We start from the raw sequence: 19,023 nt of genomic DNA, 5'->3' as shown, positions 1-19,023 counted from the left end.
ATTGAATTTTAGATTTTGAATGCTTTAAGGTTTTGATATTCCTGTATCTCACTGAATTAAAATAGGCATTCCCCCTTTTTCAGAACCGATGACGAAAATTTTAGAATTATACCGATGACGAAAATTTTAGAATTATTAGGTTGAGCAAGTTTTCCCGTAGCTTCCTTCAATTGAGCGTAATTGCAGAACTTGCTTAGTAAGTCCACCAGAGATAATTTTTTGAGAATCAGCTATACCTTTCGCTTGGATTTTCTTTCTCTCAGCTTCTTGACGCTCTTTTTATAACACAAATCTCATCTGTTGATTTTCTAGTTCTGTTGTTAATTGTTCAATTTCTACGGCTAAATTTCTATCGAGTTTCAAATTAGTGAGAGGAGAACCATTAATTTTAATTTAAATATTATTAAGCGCCGCTTGTAACTTTTCTGTTAAGAGTGGGTCATCAGATAAAATATGTCTACGATTAATTTAGAAAAATTTAACTTAAAACTAAGTTCTTTATGAGCATTATCAGGGATAATACTAGATTATTACAGTATTAGGTTCATTTGCCATATCTGGCTGTCAATTTGGGTCGGTATCTCCCTCATAAATCTTCACAATATTCTTTATCTTCTCAATGAACTATGCAAATTATTAGTTAATGAAATCTGAACCGGAAGTTTATAGTATTACTGACCTGCAACATCAGCGTGAGACTATCTGGGACGGTGTGCGTAATTATCAAGCTCGTAACTTTTTACTACAAATGGAGTTAGGGGACTTAACTTTTTTCTACCACTTTAATACTAGTTACCCTGGTATTGTGGGGTTAATGCCTATAGTCAAAACAGCTATTGCTGACCCGACTCAATTTGAGCCAACGAGTAAATATTATGACCCTAAATCAAGTCCCGAATCCCCTCGGTGCCAAACAGTAGGAGTGGAATTTGTTGAGACTTTTTCTAACCCTATCTTGCTATCAACACTCAAAGAAAAATTTAGTTCTGATGAGCTACTTTTGGTCAGACCAGGAAATCGGTTATGGGTGATGCCTGTGTTGTCAGCAGTGGCTAAGAAAATACTACCTATATCATTTGTGACCAGTTAAGGCTGAAAGTCTTTTGTCAAGAGGCTTTTGGAGAAATAAATATGGAAAAAAAACTGGTCAGTCCCACGTTGAAGATCAGGAAAAGGAGCGACAATTAACTTAACATTTGGTTTTTGCTTCTGTTTGATAATACCTAAATCTCGATTTTGAGGGTCAGCAAAATATTTAACAGGATCTGTTGCCTTACCTTTTTGATGAGCCATAGTAAAATGATAAAGACCACGATAAATCATTTCTAATGAAATCTCATCAAAAGGCAGAGAAAGTTCATCTGCTAAGCCCGGATTTCTCACAAAAAGATAAAAAAAAGGGGTCAAAGACTGCGAAAATGTATATATAGCAGGCATTTCAGCAGTTGGAAACCATGACCCCATCTTCAACAGATTGTATACCAAAACAGTTGAAATTTGAGCAACAAAAATGGCTGCCAGTCATAGTCAATTTCCAGGGTGGACAAGTAAGAGCAGATGCAGGATTAAGCTTAATTGCTGAAATAGACAGAAAATTGCAAATCACATCACAGTTTGCACAATGTTTCCAAGATTAGCGAAAGCTAAATCGGATTGACCATTCAATAGAGAGCTTAATTAAACAAAGAATATACGGGCTGGTCATGGGGTATGAAGACTTGAATGACCACGAAGAATTACGTCATGACCAGATGTTTGCTATAGCATTAGGAAAAAGGATTGGAGTAGAGAATGAACCTGCAACATTGGCAGGAAAGAGTACATTAAATCCCCTGGAACATTGTCCTGAAGATGTGGAACAAGGAGCAGACAGCGGGTACCATAAAATCTGGCATTCTCCATCAGGAATTGAAAGCTTACTTGTCAAAATATTTCTAGAATCTTACGCCAAAGAACCAAGAGAAATTGTTTTGGATCTAGATGTAACTGATGACTTAGTACACGGCTATCAGGAGCAAGTTTTCTTCAATACTTATGATGGGGGATAATGCTATGCTCCACTTTATGTTTTCTGTGGAAAACATCTATTAGCAGCCAAACTTCGCCCTTCAAACGTAGACCCAGCATTTGGGGCATTATCAGAACTACAAGGAGTGATTAAACAAATAGGTCAACAATGGAAGAATGTTGAGATTTTAGTAGGTGGATATAGTGCTTATTCTAGAGACGATATCATCACATGGTATGAATCCCAAATGGGTGTGGATTATGTTTTTGGATTGGCGCAAAATAGTCGTTTAATTGGGATGACTAGAAAGACTCAAAGTAGAGTATCCCTTGAGTTTGAGTAAAAACTATCAACAGTAGTTTCATTCTTAGAAACTATGTTTAAACCAGATGAAGAACTTGCAGAATTTGCTGGTGACTTGATTAATAACTCAATTTGCTATAAATCTTTAGACTATAAAGCTCGTGAATCTTGGAGCCGTAGTCGTCGTGTTGTTTTTAAAGTTGAATATGGAGTAAAAGGGACTAATGTTCGTTTTGTTGTAACTTCACTTTCTACTAATAAAGTACCTCCTAGTCAACTATATAGACAAAAATATTGTCAGCGAGGGGAGATGGAAAATCGTTTTAAAGAACAACAATTAGAACTTTTTAGTGATAGAACAAGCAACCATACATTTACGGTAAATCAATTAGGTTTATGGTTCTCTTCTATAGCTTAGGTTTTGCTCAATGCCTTGGGTCAAAAATGTTTAGCTAAAACCGAATTACAAAATGCTACTGTTGGGACTATTCGTACCAAATTATTGAAGTTAGGAGCTTTGATTACTGTAAGTACACGTCCCATTTTAATTGCGATTACTAGTTCTTGCCCATACAGACATATCTTTGCTACTGCTCATAGACGCTTAAGAATGCTCACTAATACTGCTTAATTTGAAGTTAAATTGCCTTTTACTTATTTCTAAGTAATCATAGTTCGCCCTTGGGTTGATTCAAGTCTTGTTTTGTCATGCTTAATTTTATGAACAGAGCATTTTGATTTTACTACCAATAAAAAGATAGTGACTTTTTTAGCTTTATAAATGCGATTTTATATTTAATTTATCTCTGCGATTCAGTTTTGATTGATGATGTATCAAAATTTAGTCTCACATCAGGTCATGTAAATTTATTTTTTACTGCTTGTGAGAAATCCGGGTAAGGCATCACCTAAATCTACTAAAACACCATAAAATAACCACGTTGCCCAAATTTGTAATTTAATTCCATTGATTGAACCTGTTCATAAATAACTTAAACCCAAGAATCTTTTGACCGTATTAAAAGCATCTTAAATTCGCCTTGACTAAGTTTTGTGGGATTACACCACAGCAAATTATCTCTGGCTAACATTCTTGTCAGTTCTCTGACTCCTGCTATATCTCGCCACAGTAAGGTCAACACTGCAGCCATGATCAACGGTAAATTCAGTATCCGTTATCTGAGTCCTAGTTTTCGGTAGCAATTTTCTTGATTTGTAATGGCTGGTGTCAGTAATCTTTCCAATTGCTGGCCTATTACTTCATCTTCCACCATTTGTCTCTGTTTTTTTTGCCGTGGTCTCGATTCGTTTTTCGGCTGTTTGTCATGGCTTGTTTCAATCGCTCAATTAATTATCTAAAGTGAGTTTATCACGATTTTTAACCTATCCAAATACCATCCTTGAGAATTTCTTCTTTTCCTTAACTAACTTGTCACCAATGGTATAGCAATCTGAATTGATTCCTGATAGTTTGCTTAGCTTCTAACAATCAATTGAAACAGGATAAGCTGTGGAAGTAGAATCCTATTTTTAAGGTTTGGCCATCAACTAAGGAATTTGAGTAATAGTGAATGGGTTAAATATAAATAGGATCATTTCATTCTGCTGAAAGAAGATTTAACCGAAAGTCCAAGTTTAAAAAAATACTTCTCTGAGGTATTTAGCGAATGTTATCAAGATGCGAGAAAACAAACATCCTTAGAAACTGGATTATCACTTGATAGTTTTCCTATAGACTCTCCATTTACTACAGATGAAAGCTTAAATCAAGATTATTTACCAAAACTTGATTCTTATCTTCTCTTCTTGATTTGTGTCTTTGCTTCTCTGCTCCTTTGCGCGAAATAAAAATGGAAGGTAGAAATAGATACCCCCAGCCCCCCTTAAAAAGGGGGGCTAAGAGAAGTTATAAGTATCAGAGTTTTCGTGAAATGGAATCAGAGACTGAGAACGAGATTAAACTTACCGTTACCATTACTAATCAAAATGCGTTCAGCCAGCTTTTTTGGTACTTCCTGAAGATGATCCTGTTGCCAGTGGAAAGAACCAACGCCTAAAGTGAGTGATTCACACAAGCCAATTTCCCTGTAGAATTATTGTTAGATTAACCTGAATATACTAAAAATTATTTCCTAATATGACAGCAGCATCAGTCATTCATAAGCAGTATGTTGAATATAGACAAACTGGTTATTGGATTATAGATAGCCATATTTCCTTAGATTCAGTAGTTTACGCTTTTTTAAAAGGTACATCACCTGAAGGTATTGTTCAGAGTTTTCCCCTTTGCGTCTTTGCGCGAAATAAAAAACTCAGGACACCCTGTATGGGTGTCCCTAAAACTAGCCTATTTACCATTACCACCATTAGTAGTGAGAATTCGTTCAGCAAGCTTTTCTGGTACTTCTTGCAGATGATCTTCTTCCCAATGGAAAGAACCAACGCCTAAAGTGAGCGATCGCAATTCTACAATAAAATTCTGCATTTCCCCTTGGGGTAAATATGCAGAAACATTATCCCAAGCTGGCCAATCTTGTCTACCCTCATAACCCAAAACCTGCCCACGTTTACCACTCAAAAGCTGCAGAACCTTAGAAGTAAACTCACTGGGAGTATTCACATCTACCTTTAAAATCGGTTCTAACAGCGTAGGTTGCGCTTGGGGTATCCCCGTCTGCATTGCTAGACGTGCAGCTTGTTTAAAAGCTTGTTCCGAACTATCAACGGTATGATAAGAACCATTGGTTAATGTCACTGCTACATCCACCATTGGGTAACCTAAAGGTCCATGTGTGAGAAATTCCCTCACTCCCATTTCTACACAAGGAATATATTGTCTAGGAACAACACCACCCACAATTTTTTCCTTAAAATTGAAACCTTCTCCCCTGGGTAAAGGTTGAATATCTAAGAACACATCCCCAAATTGTCCATGTCCACCACTTTGGTGTTTATAACGTCCATGAACTGAATTGACAGGTTTGCGAATCGTTTCTTTATAAGGAACTTGGGGAAGATGAGTAGACATTGGTAAATTATATTTGCGACGCAACCTATCTAATGCAACTTGCAAATGTATTTCCCCTTGTCCCCAAAGTATCACTTCATGAGTATCACCGTGTTGTTCCCAAGCCAGAGAACAATCTTCTTCTAATAATTTGCTAAGAGCTGCACTCAGTTTTACCTCATCATTGCGTTTTTCTGGTGTAATTGCTAAAGCAAAAACTGGTTCTAATTTTTCTGCTTTTGGTAATTCTTTCAAATGGGAATTTGTTGAAATTGTCTCCCCAGTTTTAATTCCTTCCAACCGACTTATAGCGACAATTTCCCCAGCCACAGGTTGATTAATTTGCTGTTGTTGTTGTCCCATTAAGCGGTAAAGACCACCAGCACGCACGCCATTTAAAACTATACCATCAGTTAATGTTCCTTGCCATACTCGCACCAGAGAAAGTTTACCACCTTGGGGAGTGTAGAAAGTTTTGAGAACTTGCGCTAAAGGAGTATCGCTGATTGTTTTTAAGCGCCGTTCCATTGTCGTTTCTGGTTCTGGTGCTTCCCGCAGTAGTGCTTCTAATAAAGGTCTAACACCAAAATCTTGTTCCGCCACACCAAAGAAAACAGGTACAACTAAGTCTGCACCTAATTCTAGTTTTAAATCTTTGAGAATTTCCTCTTGGGGTGGTTCGATGTCTTCTAAAAGTTCTTCGAGTAAATGATCATCAAAATTTGCCAAAGCTTCTAACATTTCTGCTCTAGCTATATGTTCTTCTGCTTTTAATTCTTCTGGAAAAGGTATAGAATCAGCAGGTGCGCCGGCATGATATTGGTAAGCTTGTTCACTTACCATATCAATAAATCCTGTCAGTTGTTCCCCTTGCATAATTGGGTATTGGTGAGCAACTAAAGGACGGCTGGAAACTGCTTTTAGGGCTTCTAATGTTTCTAAAACATGAATATTTGCCCTATCCATTTTGTTCACAAAGACGATATGGGGAATTTCCCAATCATCAAGGAATTTAAATAATGGTGCCAGGGTAAGAACTCGGTCGCGGATTGGTTCGCAAACGACAATTGCGGCATCAACTCCGATTAAAGCATTGTATGTTTCTTGGGCAAATTCTAAAGAACCGGGACAATCTATAAATGTGAAGCGTGTATTTTCATATTCCGTACAAGCTGCAGATACCTCCACACTCATGCGTCTGTCCCGTGCTTCGTTGGCGCTATCTCCGACTGTGTTACCATCTTTAACGTTACCTTTGCGAGAAATCCCTCCGGTGACAAATAACAAACTTTCTAGTAATGTGGTTTTTCCACTTAAATATGGTCCAACAATTGCCACATTCCGTGAACCGGATTTTACGTTTTCGTTCATAAACCCTCCTTTACGGTGATTCTCTCAACCGCATCATGTATATTTTCAGGAGTAATTCATCGATTGGACAGGAGAATTATTCCTGCGTTCTTTAATTTTTCATTATCCATTGTTTAATCTGAGTTTAAAAAAATTGTAGTTTATTGTAAGACTTAGTTTAAGTTATATTAACTTATATGCCAAAATATAGAATTATTGTCAATAAATAAGATTTTAGGAACGTTTTTTAACTAGAGAAACTAACTCAAGATATTTTTATCTAGAAAAGTTATGACATTTTTTTTACACAAATATCTACTAATTGGAATTGTTACTTTATTGGTACTATTTGGTACTATAGGACTAGTATTTGATTTATGAAAATGCCCCGTACATCTGGAGAGACGGAAAATCAAAGGTAGTGTTTTGAATCAACCACTCAAATATCCACTTAAGATGAGAAAATGTTGGGATTAAAGCACAAAAACGTCGCAGCCAAGCTTTCGGTTGCAACCAAACATCTTCTATGGGGTTTTGAGAGGGACAGTTAGGAGCAAAGCGGACGCAATAAATTTTCCATTGCTCTAAAGGTAAACCTTGGTTAATAGATGCTAAAAAATTTTGAATTTCTTTTGAACGGTGATAACTAGCTCCATCCCAAAAAATAAGTAATTGTTGGTTAGGTGACTCTTCTAGTAAATAGCTGAGATAATCAATAGTATTTTTTGAGTTAGCTGTATCATAGGTTTTTAACAATAAATTTTTACCTAAATAGTCAACTGCTCCATAATAAGTTTGTTTATCTCGTTCCTTACTAATTGGAATGCTTATTTCTTGGTCAGTTCTACCCCAAACATATCCAATGCTATCTCCCCAAAGTAAATGATACTCATCTAATAGCAAAACTCTCAATAGCCCAGCTTCTATATCTTCTCGGCGGCTCGCCAACAACGATGAAATCTCTTTTTTTGCGGCAACTGCTTCTTCATTAGCTTTTGGATTTGCTGAAGATGTTTTCTTCCAACTAATTCCTGCCGCATCAAACAAGTCGTAATAACTACGTTTTGATTCATAAAGTACATCATATTCAAAAGCCAATTTATACTCAAGTTCGCCAAGCTCCCAACATTCCTTCGTTTGTAACCAAGCCAGTACTTCTTCTCTTTGTCGAGTATTCAAGTGGCTTTTTCTCCCTTTGTGTTTCAGGCGCAGTCCTAAAATTCCATCTTTCTCATAGGCTTGTTTCCATGTTGTTATTGAACCAACTGAAATATCTAAAATTGTTTGAATTTCCTCATACTTGTAGCTTTGATAAACCAGCTTCAGTGCCAATGCTTTTCTTACTTCCCTTGCATCTGGACGCTCATCTATAAATCCTTGTAGTTCTGCAATTTTAGATTGTAGCTCCTGGTTGCTGATTGTTAGCTATTAGACAAGACACTTTCTCGGTATTATCCTTTAGTCTTTTTCAAAAATCAAATATGATTTCTATATTAAATATTAAACCAGTATTTTCAACTTCTCCTCATCTACCCTTACTGGCGCAAGCTCCTCGCCAAATTGCTTTAGACTGGTTAAATAAAGGCTTACAAGCGATTCAGGAGAGCAGGGTACAAGATGGGATCACCGCTTTTCGTCAAGCAACGCAATTAGATCCGACCTTAGCAACAGCGCATTATAATTTAGGTTGAGCACTGCGACAAGCGGCACAATTACAACCAGCAGCAGAGGCATTTTATCAAGCGACACAAGCATATCCACAGTTTGCACCAGCCTTTGCAAATTTAGGTGGTGCGCTGTTAGAAGGGAATAACTTACAGTTAGCAACTGACTATTTACAACGGGTTTTACAACTAGATCGAAAGCTGGTTTTTGCTTCTTATAACTTAAGATTGGTAAGAGAAATACAAAAAGATTGGAATGGTGCGACCGCATATTTTCAAAAAGCCATAATATATAGTCACAATTCACCAGAGATAGCCTATCATTTAGGAATATCTTATTTACAACAAGGCAAAAATAAACCAGTAAAATAAGCCTTTCCCAAAGCAATATCTAAAAATCCCATATATGTATAAGCTCATTAGAATTGAGGTTTGGTTTTGTTTAACCAAGGTAAATTTAACGAAGCATTACCAGCATTTAGAAAATTAGTCGATACTAACTCTAACTATGCTGATGCTTATTACGGTTGAGGATTATTATTTATATAATTAAAGCAATATACAGAAGCCGTGGAAGTAATAAAATATGCCGGAGATGTCTATAGAAAATAGGTAACTCTAAGTGGGCAATCAACGCCGAAAAATTGTTAGTACAAGTACAAGACTTAAATAACAAACCACACTGAGGCGCAAAGCATTAATATTACGTAACAATAAGAAAATCGGGTTAACTTGCTAGTGTGGTCTAAACTACCATTGGAATGTAAATTGTCATCCAAAAACGCTTCAAGAGTAGGTTTTTATTTTGCGATTGGTAGTTAGATCTTCATGCAGTTGTTCTTAACATGGAGGCATTTCAAGACCTAATTGTGATGGTCCTATCTTTATCGTTATTTCCAGTGATATTGATCCAGGTATGGGGTATATTTATTGCGATCACCCAATTAATAGACTACAAAGAAGTAACAGCTAAAATGCTATTTGTGTTGATTCTAGTTCAGTTATTTAGACTAATCATGGTTTAGTTAAAAGAGCATAGTATAGCTGTTGGTTTAGCAGTCGAAGTAGCTATTGTTTCTGTACTGCGGGAAGTAGTCGTTCATGGTGCGCTAAAAATTTCGGGAATACAAACAGCAGTAATCTGTGGCTTATTATTGATTTTGGGTGGACTATTATTAGTGTCTGCGCAAATACCCCACATGGACTGTATGAGTGCAAACACAAAATACTGTCCTATCGCGCATCAAGGACGGAGAGAACGACAAAACGAGTTGGAATTTCAGTATTTAGATGAATGTGAACAAAAACAGCCTATGTCATACTAAATAGGCCAATGGGTAGAAATAAAAATCATACCCAGATCCCCAACCTCTTTGAAAAGTCGGGGATCTATCTTCTGTAGCAAAACTGATATTTTTTGTCCACTTGCAGGTAGATGAATCAAACTTTGAAGAGTAATAAATTAAATAAACACTTAAAGGATCGAAAAATAATGACTACGGGTAACGGACAATCTCAACAACCCATCACTAATTTAGAGTATGACTTTATCACTATACTGCACAACAAAGCCGCAGCAGTGCAAGCTTATGACCGTTACATTCAAGATGCCCAAGAAGCAAATTCTCAGCCTTGTGTTGAACTGTTCCAAAAATTGCGTCAGTCAGAAATTCAAGAAGCACAAGAAATTCGCCATCATCTCCAACAAGTAATGGCACAAGGAAGGATGTAAACCTTAAACTTAGGGTGCGTTACGCTGTCCCTAACGCACCATTACTATTTTTAATCCCTGTATTCTGTAGTGTGACCTAGACATTTTCTAAAAGAAATATATAATTTAATATTATGTGAATATCAAAATGTACTTCTACACCTTCTTATCACAAAAGTAGTGCGCTCGTCCCTGTCAAAAATACACCAGTTAATACTCTTCAATGGCTATATCTAAACATAGATAAATTAGAATATTTACCAGCAGAATTTGGCAGATTGAGTAACTTGAAACAATTAATCCTAGAGAATATGTAAGACCTCAAAGACCTACCTGCCTGCTGAGTTTTCGCAACTAAGTTCTCTGGAAGAAATAAAGTTGCTTCATTGTGAATTTATGGCAGTGCCAGAGCCTATTTTTGAACTGACAAATCTGAAAAAGCTGAAGTTCAGTGTGAAATCTGGCATACACTGTGTTTTTTCCCCGAAAAATGGTCACCTGCACCAATTGCAAGAGTTAGAGATTGTGGGGACTTTTGATCATTATCAACCAGATGAAATTGGGGAAATATCAGGTTTAGAGAAGGTAAATTAAAATTGCCTAACTAGAGAAATTCGCGCAATGGCTGACCACTAAAGGCATGAATTTCGCTGATTGTAGGTTATTTTATGCTGTTTTAGTAGATTTAGGTGATGCCGTAGCGGATGAACTTTCTCTGGCCTGTGATGAGATTTCATTAGAAATGATTTATCGTCGTCTTGATCATTTTACGATGGCTCATCAAAAAGGTAAGGCAACAGAAGAAAGTTAAGTATTTTGCTGACCCCCAAAATCGAGATTTAGGTATTATCAAATCAAATAACAGTGAAAACCAAATGTTAGGTTAATTGTCGCCCCGTTTCCTGATCTTCAACGTGGGCCTGACCAACTCTCTTTCCATATTTCTCCAAAAGCCTCTTGATAAAAGACTTTCAGCCTTAACTTGTCACCAATGGGCTGTAGAGGGGAAAATCTAATGCCCAATGCCCTAATTAGAATGTCTTTCCATTGCTAGTTGAATTAATTGGTCTACTAATTTAGGAAAAGAAATACCAGTATTTGCCCAAAGTTGAGGATACATACTGGTGGATGTAAATCCTGGTAAGGTGTTAATTTCGTTGATTAAGATTTCTCCGGTAGCTTCTACATAGAAAAAGTCTACCCGGGCTAAACCAGCGGCATCAACGGCTGTAAATGCTTGTAGTGCTTTTTCTTGAATTTGTTGAACAGCTGATTCTGGCAGATGTGCAGGAATAAATAAATCAGCTTTACCTTGGGTATATTTAGTTTCGTAATCGTAAAAATCGCTATCAAAAGTAATTTCACCAATAACTGAGGCTTTGGGGTTATCGTTACCTAAAACGGCACATTCTACTTCTCTAGCGACCACTCCGGCTTCAACAATGATGCGTCTATCATAGGTTGCGGCATTATCTAAAGCTGCTTCTAATTCTTGGCGCGATTGCACTTTGGCAATACCTACCGATGAACCCAGATTAGCAGGTTTAACAAAATAGGGATAGCCTAATGTTGCTTCTATTTCATCACACAATTTTGGGAATACACAAGGATTGGACCAAATCTGCGCCCTAGTTAATGCTTTATATTTTACCTGGGGTAGTCCTGCTTGAGCAAAAGCAGTCTTCATAGCGATTTTATCCATTCCCGTTGCTGAACCTAACACCCCAGAACCAACAAAGGGAACTTGCATCAAAGTTAGTAAGGCTTGAATGGTCCCATCTTCACCGTTTGGACCGTGGAGAATTGGAAACCAAAGATCAATTTCTGCTGTTTGCGGTGGAAACTGCCATAAATTAGCTCTATTGCCTGGATGTTCTTTAGCTACACCTGATGTTAAAACTTGCTGTGCAACTTCACCAGCTTGCCAAAACCCATCTTTTTGGATGTAGAATGGCATAATTTCATACTTATGACTATTTTCTTCTGCACTTAAAGCATTTGCGATCCCCCTTGCGGAAATTATTGAAACTTCATGTTCTCCAGAACGTCCGCCAAACAGCAACCCCACCCGCAGTTTAGACATCTTCTGTACCTCGACACTATCTAAAGGAAATAGCGTACCACAGGGAATGCAATCTTCATTCAAATGGGTGATGACAGGAAAAGAATTTCTATTCTTCCCCTGCTCCCCCTGCCTGCTTTTACCTGTCATTTCTGGGTTGACACTACCAGACCCCTTTCATTCCTAACTTCTGCTGTACAAGGGATTTCAATCCAAAATTCTGTACCTCTTCCCTCTTTTGATCTATAATTTCAATACACCACCATGGTGATCAACCACAACAGGAATAGGCTGATAAAAGTTATTTGGTGCGTTTCAGATTTTGGCTCAGAACTATGTTGTAAATCGAAACCTATGAGCAGTAAGAGTGAATCTGGTAACCCTGGCGAAATCCGTTGTAATAAATCCAGCGTCTTGGCTGCATCACCGACTAAAAGGTCACGGGTGCTGTGTTCTGCTGCATAGGGAACAGCATCAGCTACTAGTTTGGGGTCGTAGTAAGGTGTTATTCCGGCTGCTTTTACGCCTAACTTAGTTAAACTATTATTCCAAAATGGGGTATTAATTACCGCAGGTTTGATACTGGTGAGACTAATCGGCCATTTATCATGTTGTAATTCCACACGCATAGCCTCCACAAAGCCTTCAATTCCATGTTTAGCGGTAGAGTAAGCACTTTGATAAGGAAGTGATCGCCTACCTTCCATGGAAGAAATATGAATTGATGCACCCCTTCCTTCTCGCTTCAGATGGGGTAAAGCTGCCATTGCGCCATAAGCTTGACCAACTAAGTTAACGTTAATAACGTGCTTAGATTCGGCTGGTGTTGTTTTGTCGAAAGTGGCAAAAAGTCCAACTGCAGGGGCATGAACCCAAGTATCAAGCCGTCCAAATGTCTCCACAGTTTTATCTGCGATCGCATTCACCTGTTCAAATTCCTGCACATCGGCAACAATAGAAGTTGCTTCACTCCCAAAACTGCCAATCTCTTCCACCAGAGACTTTAACCCTGATTCCCTACGGGCGGAAACAACTACTTTTGCACCCCGTCTAGGAAATTGCAAAGCTGTTTCTCGGCCAATACCGCTAGAAGCACCAACGACGGAAACGACTTGTTGATTGATTGGTTTTAATTGCATAGATGCTACTCCTTTTATTCAACAGAATCAAGAAACTGGTTTAATTCAGCAGTGAATAATTCAGTATGTCTGGAGTTGGGTATTAAAGCCAAGTGTCCTTGTTGCAGACGACTAACAGCATTTTCAGCTTGATTATTTGGCAAAACTAAATCATTGATTCCCCACATAATTAGAGTTGGCATTTGTAATTGTGGGAGAGAATCAAGTAATATTTGATGCTGTCCAAATAGATTTAATTGGGCGCGGAGTGAAGATAAACCAGCCTCTCAAAAGCCCGGTATTCTTGCCATACCCTCCTGTTCTGCTATCCATTGAGGAAGGGAATTTAACAGGTTAGTTAAACAGCAGTAATGCCCGTGACCAAGCCCGCTGTGTTGCTCCTAGAGAAGTTTTGCACCAGGGGATCACTAACTCTCCGTACAAAGGCAAGGTCAAATTAGACAGAATGGCGTTAACTATGTTGCTAATTCGGGTAGTACGCAAGACCAATCAATAACACTTTCACCAACTCCATGTAGTAAGACCAAAAGTGGATCATTATTACCTGCTCTTATATAGCGGATGTTTAAGCCATCTACATCTATAATATTTTTCTTCTGTCGTAGTTTCTGTAATCCTTTTTTTTAAGGAGTTCAGGAGTCAGGAGAAAGAATAAATTTTTCGCCCTGCGCCCACACCCTTCTAAGTATGATGAGTGCCGTTAACTCGCATAACTGTGCCTGTAATATAGCTACTGGCTAAGGGTGAGAGGAGAAAGGGTACAGCCCAAGCAAGCGACTTCTTCGGGTTTACCAAAGCGTGATAGGGGAATTTCCCATAAAATCCGTTGTTTCACCTTCTCGGAAATGGGGTTAAGCATATCGCTTTCAATGAATCCCGGTGCTACTGCATGTACCCGCACTCGATACATGGCTGCTTCTCTGGCTAAGGATTTAGTTAAGCCTATTACCGCTGCTTTGGATGCTGCATAATTAGTTTGACTGAGCGAGGTTGCCTTGTTCGCCGGAAATTGAGGAAATACAAACTACTGAACCAGAAGGGCAATCGTACATTTTGGGGATAATTGGTTTGAGGGTATTATAGACTCCTTTTAAGTTGCTATCCATAACTGCATCCCAGTCTGCACTTGTTAGCTTGGGAAAAAAGTTATCTTTGGTCATGTCGGCATTAGGGACAATTCCGTAAATTGTACCGGGTTTGTTTTCTACCTGTTCTGCTACTTGTGCCATAGGGGTTTTATCGGTGACATGTGCGGGGATTGGGAGGATGCCAAGTTGGTGAGTGTGCTTGCTGCGCTAGGTGTAAGCTACTTTGCTTCCTAAGTCTAAAAGCAAGTTGATGATCGCACTTCCTATGCCTCGATTACCACCTGTGACTAAAATTAGTTAATTTTCTAATCCTAGAGATGTCATGTTACTGATTGAATGAACCACGTTCGCGGAGCGTCCCGAAGGGATAGACGCGAAGGAAGAAGGAAGAAGAAAGTAGTTTCTACCTGAGTCTTGATAGTGCGATCGCAGTTCTGCCACCACTACCATGACAAACTGCGGCTAATCCTAAATGACCGTTTTTTTACTGTAAGGCGTTGAGTAGGGTAACTAAAATTCCCGCTCCTGAAGCTGCTAGAGGATGTCCTAGTGCGATCGCACCCCCAAAAACGTTTCATTTCTCTTCGCGAATTCTTAATAAGCGATTAAATAATACGTTACTCAGAGCGAAGGCTTCGTTATTCTCAAGTAAATCAAAATCGTTAATTTTCATTTTCAGCTTTTCTAACAGTTTTCTTACAGCTAAAATCGGCGCTTTGGGAAATCTCCAAGCTTCTCCACCTGTCCATATTCCACCTATTAACCTGGCTATAGGTTGGAGTTGATGACGTTATACTGCTGTTTTACTTGCCAAAACTAAAGCTGCTGCACCATCGGATATTTGACTACTATTACCAGCAGTGAAAACTCCATCTTCTCTAAAGGTTGGTTTCAAGTTCGCTAGACTTTCTAAACTCGTTTCTGGGCGAATTCCTTCATCTTGAGCGATAATTTGCTGCCCTTTTTTTCCCTGGATTGTAATGGGAATGATTTCCTGCTTAAGAAAGCCGTTTGCGGTAGCTTCTGTTGCTCGTTGTTGTGAATAAGAAGGAACTTCATCTAACTCAAACCCTGTAATTTGGTAAGTAGTTGCTAACCGTTCCGCTTGTTCTCCCATTGTTTCTCTACTGATGGGATCTGTGAGTCCGTCATCAACTAAAATATCCCTGAGTTGTTCTGGGGATTCCTATGAAAATTTATATCCCCAGCGAGCGCGATCTGATAATAGTACAAATTCTGTATGAGATATAGATTCCATCCCCCCAGTCAGCACTAAATCAGCTTCACCAGAACGAATCGCTGTAGCAGGATTGATGGCGCTCATCATTCCTGATGAACACACCATATCCACCGCATAACCGTTTACTGTGTCAGTAATCCCGATTTTGAAAGCTGCTTGACGGGGTAATGACTGTCCGTGTCCGGCTCTGAGTACATTACCAAAAATATACAAGTCTAAAACATCCCCCGAAATTCCCGCTTTTTCTAAAGCTGCACCCATTGCGCTCGCTCCCAAGTTTACTAGTAAGAAATTTACTAAAATACCTCCAAATTTACCCAGTGGTGTACGGACTGTTGAGACAATATAAGCTTCTTGAATACTGCTCCATCAAACTAACGAGACTTAAACAAAAGTTAAGAGTAAAAAGGAGTATAGTGCGGTTTCGCTGTAGCTTTCACGTTAAAAGAAGCTGATGAAAGAAACCACTGCCCCAGCAATGGCACCATGGTTTTAAAAATGGTGTTAAAGGTTTGATGGTGTATTTACTCATCAAGCCCAAAAAAGAGAGTTTAGACATGATTTAGGGGGATAATTGGGAGAGAGTGAGAGAAAAAACCTAGTTCAAATGGCAGATAATGCCCTAGGGGTGACGTACCACCGATGACACTACGTTTTAACTGCAGCACCTTGGTCCAGTTCCCAAGTCAATGAGGGTCGGTTAGAGATTATGAACAAGTGTAGTTAGAGGAGAATCACCAGAGGATTTAGCTTAATAATTGATGATTCTATCCATAGGAAAAGCGGGAATTTCAGGGATGGAGTAGGAAGAAAATATATTGGAGAAATTGGGAAAAGGGATACTGGAATAGTAGTAGTAACAACACATCTATATAATGGCAGTCAAGGCTTACCATTAGATATAGAGTTATATCACCACGGTGATTCTTTACCCAAAGGGAAACAAGACCCCCTATTTGAGAATAAACCTGAGTTAGGAATTAAATCAATAGATCTGACCTTAAGCCGTGGTTATCAACCAGGAATAGTAATTATAGATGCTGGATATGGCCACAATACATCTTTCTTATTAAAGATAGAAAATCGGAATTGAAAGTATTGAGGAGGATTAGCTAAAAATCCCACAGTACTTAGCAGTGACCAAGAGGATAGTCCACAAATAATTAGGTTAGATGAATTAGCATAAAGTTTACCCCAAGAGGCTGTTACAGAAATTGAACTGCAGTTAGATAAACCCAAAACATTATGGGTAGTAACTAAAGAAGTAGAAATATCAGCCTTAACTGGAAAGGGCAATATTGCTATAGTCATCAACACTTCTACTTCCTGTTAAGCCACTGATATGGACTACTTTATTACCAATGTTTCTTCATCAATTGTCACACCCCAATAGATAGTTGATACATATTCTCAAAGAAACTGGGTAGAAGTTGTTTACAGGGAAGCCAAGGGATGGTTAGGACTCAAAGAATATCAAGTTGGAGATAACAGCAGTTGACTGCGCCATTTTATTTTGGTTTTCTGTGCCTACACTTTTGTTCTTTGCCATCAGTGGACTGGAGGATTAAGACCAAGGTGGGCTAAGAAACCTTTGAATACTTTTACTGCAGCTTTAGAAGGGTTTAGAACAGCCATATCTTTTCTATTTATTGATTGGTTCAACTGGAATCCGGACGTGTTTCCTTCTGATAGAGCCAGTTTGGCCTACATTTGGGCTTGATTTTTGTTTACGTCCCGCTCATACAAATCCCTCTAGAGGAGATAGATGATAGATAACCGACTTCTTTGATAAGTTGGGAATATGGGTATTCTGGGTATGGTTTTTAAACTCTAAATTCCACTATTTTAAATTTCACAATAATATAGAAAAATATTTATTCACGAATCACTCTTGAGAAATAAATAAAATCTGACATATCTAGTCACTTGAAAATTGAAGTTGCATAGATAGAATAATATCAGCCAATAGGAGTAATGACAATGGATTTTTTGAAAAATTTTGAGCAGTTTTTCAGGCAGTTAAACGAATTTCAAAGTTTGGTTATCAATAATTCGACTTCAACTCTATCAAGTATGCAGAATATGAACTTATCAAATCCACCAGAGAACTTATAACAAAGTATGAAACTACAAGAAGACTTAGAGGCTATTGATAAAGTAAATGTAAAGGGGAGTAGAAAAGGAATATTGGAAGGATAGGATACATAAAATGTAGTGTATTTACATAGCTACTGATGGAACGAAAGTCTTACCCCACAGACTTAACTGATATGGACTGGGAAATCCTGGCCCCATTGATTCCACCAGCTAAAGAAGGAGGGCATCCACCCACAACAGATATAGGTGAAATATGTAATGCCATCTATTATCATTTGAAAACTGGATGTCAATGGAATATGCTTCCAGGTGACTTCCCGCCAAGGTCAATGGTATATAGCTATTACAGGAAATGGCAGCTCCAGGGGATTTGGGAAAAATTCAACCATACATTGGGTGGTCAAGTTCGCTCGAAATTAGGTAAATGAACACAACCTACCGCGCTCGCTGCAGACAGTCAGTCGGTCAACACTGACCAAAAAAAGGGGATGTGTATGGTTTTGACGGATGTAAAAAGGTAAAAGGAAGAAAGGGGCAAACTTTAGTTGATAGCCTGGGACTTGTGTTGAAAGTTGTTATTAGTGAAGCGAATGCCCCAGAACGAATAATTACTGCCTATGCACTAATGGAACTGCTAGAGGAACCCACAGAATTATTGGAAAAAGTCCAAGTTTTATGGGTTGATTCCGGTTATGACGGTGATAAATTTGCACTTGCAGTTTGGTTCATGATTCAAGCTCATGTTGAAGTCATAGGACCTACTGAGCAAGAATTTAAAGTTTTACCACAACCCTGGGTAGTAGAAAGAACATTTGGGTGGTTTAACCAATATCATCGTCTAAGCAAGGATTATGAGCGTTTAACACAAATGAGGTAAGGGGCTATATATGCTCTTATGACTAGAATTATGCTACTTCCTCTTGTCTCCTCAACATTTACTTTATAAATCATCTCTTAGTGAAAAACTCATTAGATTTTCAAGAACAGGTGAATCGTTTCTCCATTGACACTCAAAGAAAATTGTGGGATAGTCTTTTTAAGATGATGCGTAAATCATAAACCAATAATGTAGGTTGGAGAGCCATATCTTTGGACGGGTTCCCCGGCTTGTGGCGAGATTAATATTAATGTAGGTTGGATTGACGCAAGGAAACCCAACATCATCTATATGGTTTACCCTATCGCTTAACCCAATCTAAGAGGTTATTTTAAAAGTTTCTGGCTGTGACTTTCCTAACCCCCCTTTGTTAAGGGGGAAACTAGAATCAAAGTCTCACTGAATAAGGGGGATTTAGGGGTATCTAAAAGTTTTTGATACATCAGTAAACTAAGGACTTTTCAAAAATCCTCTAAG

General features: G+C 38.4%; 12 protein-coding genes and 12 pseudogenes. 10 read left to right on the top strand and 14 right to left on the bottom strand.

The window, feature by feature from the left end:
• Window positions 1-48: 48 nt before the first annotated feature.
• A pseudogene (locus tag AAZO_RS43165) lies at window positions 49-372 on the bottom strand (prohibitin family protein); the annotation flags it as partial.
• Between the two features lie 271 nt (window positions 373-643).
• On the opposite strand from AAZO_RS43165, the gene AAZO_RS01340 reads away from it, so the two are divergent.
• On the top strand, window positions 644-1,090 hold the full coding sequence (locus AAZO_RS01340; protein ID WP_013189892.1) for an EVE domain-containing protein: 447 nt from the start codon (window positions 644-646) through the stop codon (window positions 1,088-1,090).
• On the opposite strand, the pseudogene AAZO_RS01335 reads toward AAZO_RS01340, so the two are convergent.
• Window positions 1,087-1,368 (bottom strand): annotated as a pseudogene (locus tag AAZO_RS01335) (hypothetical protein); the annotation flags it as partial. The gene AAZO_RS01340 and the pseudogene AAZO_RS01335 overlap by 4 nt on opposite strands.
• A gap of 86 nt (window positions 1,369-1,454) precedes the next feature.
• Between AAZO_RS01335 and AAZO_RS28250 the strand changes: the two are divergent.
• Window positions 1,455-2,942 (top strand): annotated as a pseudogene (locus AAZO_RS28250) (IS1380 family transposase).
• Between the two features lie 409 nt (window positions 2,943-3,351).
• Here the strand turns inward: AAZO_RS28250 and AAZO_RS28245 are convergent.
• Window positions 3,352-3,585, bottom strand: a pseudogene (locus AAZO_RS28245) (IS4 family transposase); the annotation flags it as partial.
• 325 nt (window positions 3,586-3,910) lie between these two features.
• Here AAZO_RS28245 and AAZO_RS28240 point away from each other — a divergent pair.
• Window positions 3,911-4,159 carry a DUF29 family protein gene (locus tag AAZO_RS28240; RefSeq protein ID WP_081462886.1) on the top strand — a complete coding sequence of 83 codons (249 nt, stop codon included), beginning with the start codon at window positions 3,911-3,913 and terminating at the stop codon, window positions 4,157-4,159.
• 89 nt (window positions 4,160-4,248) lie between these two features.
• Here the strand turns inward: AAZO_RS28240 and AAZO_RS34725 are convergent, their stop codons facing one another.
• The 3 genes from AAZO_RS34725 to AAZO_RS28230 all read right to left on the bottom strand — a co-directional run bounded on the left by AAZO_RS34725 (window position 4,249) and on the right by AAZO_RS28230 (window position 8,060).
• A complete protein-coding gene (locus AAZO_RS34725) occupies window positions 4,249-4,386 on the bottom strand; it encodes a hypothetical protein (RefSeq protein ID WP_187289576.1) in 138 nt (45 codons plus the stop codon).
• 272 nt (window positions 4,387-4,658) lie between these two features.
• A complete protein-coding gene (locus AAZO_RS01320) occupies window positions 4,659-6,689 on the bottom strand; it encodes an elongation factor G (RefSeq protein WP_013189890.1) in 2,031 nt (676 codons plus the stop codon).
• Window positions 6,690-7,043: 354 nt separating this feature from the next.
• A complete protein-coding gene (locus tag AAZO_RS28230) occupies window positions 7,044-8,060 on the bottom strand; it encodes an IS630 family transposase (RefSeq protein ID WP_187289649.1) in 1,017 nt (338 codons plus the stop codon).
• A gap of 89 nt (window positions 8,061-8,149) precedes the next feature.
• Between AAZO_RS28230 and AAZO_RS01310 the strand changes: the two are divergent.
• The 5 genes and pseudogenes from AAZO_RS01310 to AAZO_RS28225 all read left to right on the top strand — a co-directional run.
• A pseudogene (locus AAZO_RS01310) lies at window positions 8,150-9,018 on the top strand (tetratricopeptide repeat protein).
• Between the two features lie 87 nt (window positions 9,019-9,105).
• A pseudogene (locus AAZO_RS01305) lies at window positions 9,106-9,657 on the top strand (phosphate-starvation-inducible PsiE family protein).
• 167 nt (window positions 9,658-9,824) lie between these two features.
• Window positions 9,825-10,064 (top strand): hypothetical protein, encoded by a 240-nt coding sequence (locus AAZO_RS01300; protein ID WP_013189888.1) that lies wholly within the window; start codon window positions 9,825-9,827, stop codon window positions 10,062-10,064.
• Window positions 10,065-10,439: 375 nt separating this feature from the next.
• A complete protein-coding gene (locus tag AAZO_RS01295) occupies window positions 10,440-10,637 on the top strand; it encodes a hypothetical protein (protein ID WP_013189887.1) in 198 nt (65 codons plus the stop codon).
• Between the two features lie 67 nt (window positions 10,638-10,704).
• A pseudogene (locus AAZO_RS28225) lies at window positions 10,705-11,004 on the top strand (IS4 family transposase); the annotation flags it as partial.
• Between the two features lie 66 nt (window positions 11,005-11,070).
• Here the strand turns inward: AAZO_RS28225 and AAZO_RS01285 are convergent.
• From AAZO_RS01285 to AAZO_RS01265, 8 genes and pseudogenes are all read right to left on the bottom strand, one after another.
• Window positions 11,071-12,126 carry a D-alanine--D-alanine ligase family protein gene (locus tag AAZO_RS01285; protein ID WP_013189885.1) on the bottom strand — a complete coding sequence of 352 codons (1,056 nt, stop codon included), beginning with the start codon at window positions 12,124-12,126 and terminating at the stop codon, window positions 11,071-11,073.
• A gap of 261 nt (window positions 12,127-12,387) precedes the next feature.
• A pseudogene (locus tag AAZO_RS01280) lies at window positions 12,388-13,244 on the bottom strand (SDR family oxidoreductase); the annotation flags it as partial.
• 14 nt (window positions 13,245-13,258) lie between these two features.
• Window positions 13,259-13,426: an alpha/beta fold hydrolase gene (locus AAZO_RS36295; RefSeq protein WP_228371431.1), complete on the bottom strand. Its 168-nt coding sequence runs from the start codon at window positions 13,424-13,426 to the stop codon at window positions 13,259-13,261.
• 151 nt (window positions 13,427-13,577) lie between these two features.
• A complete protein-coding gene (locus AAZO_RS36290; protein WP_228371430.1) occupies window positions 13,578-13,727 on the bottom strand; it encodes a hypothetical protein in 150 nt (49 codons plus the stop codon).
• Window positions 13,728-13,974: 247 nt separating this feature from the next.
• Window positions 13,975-14,190, bottom strand: coding sequence for an SDR family oxidoreductase (locus AAZO_RS40785; protein ID WP_266889254.1), 216 nt, complete (start codon window positions 14,188-14,190; stop codon window positions 13,975-13,977).
• A gap of 25 nt (window positions 14,191-14,215) precedes the next feature.
• Window positions 14,216-14,473 (bottom strand): SDR family NAD(P)-dependent oxidoreductase, encoded by a 258-nt coding sequence (locus AAZO_RS40780; protein WP_266887581.1) that lies wholly within the window; start codon window positions 14,471-14,473, stop codon window positions 14,216-14,218.
• A gap of 343 nt (window positions 14,474-14,816) precedes the next feature.
• Window positions 14,817-15,083: pseudogene (locus AAZO_RS36285) on the bottom strand (hypothetical protein).
• 39 nt (window positions 15,084-15,122) lie between these two features.
• Window positions 15,123-15,917, bottom strand: a pseudogene (locus tag AAZO_RS01265) (thiolase family protein).
• Between the two features lie 109 nt (window positions 15,918-16,026).
• Between AAZO_RS01265 and AAZO_RS28215 the strand changes: the two are divergent.
• Both AAZO_RS28215 and AAZO_RS28210 read left to right on the top strand, forming a co-directional pair.
• Window positions 16,027-17,292: pseudogene (locus AAZO_RS28215) on the top strand (IS701 family transposase).
• Window positions 17,293-17,806: 514 nt separating this feature from the next.
• Window positions 17,807-18,615 (top strand): annotated as a pseudogene (locus AAZO_RS28210) (IS5 family transposase).
• Window positions 18,616-19,023: the final 408 nt, after the last annotated feature.

Origin of the sequence: 'Nostoc azollae' 0708, assembly GCF_000196515.1 — a bacterium.
GTDB classification, from domain to species: Bacteria; Cyanobacteriota; Cyanobacteriia; order Cyanobacteriales; family Nostocaceae; genus Trichormus_B; species Trichormus_B azollae.
The sequence above is the reverse complement of the archived record's forward strand: the minus strand, read 5'-3'. Positions and strand labels throughout refer to the sequence as shown.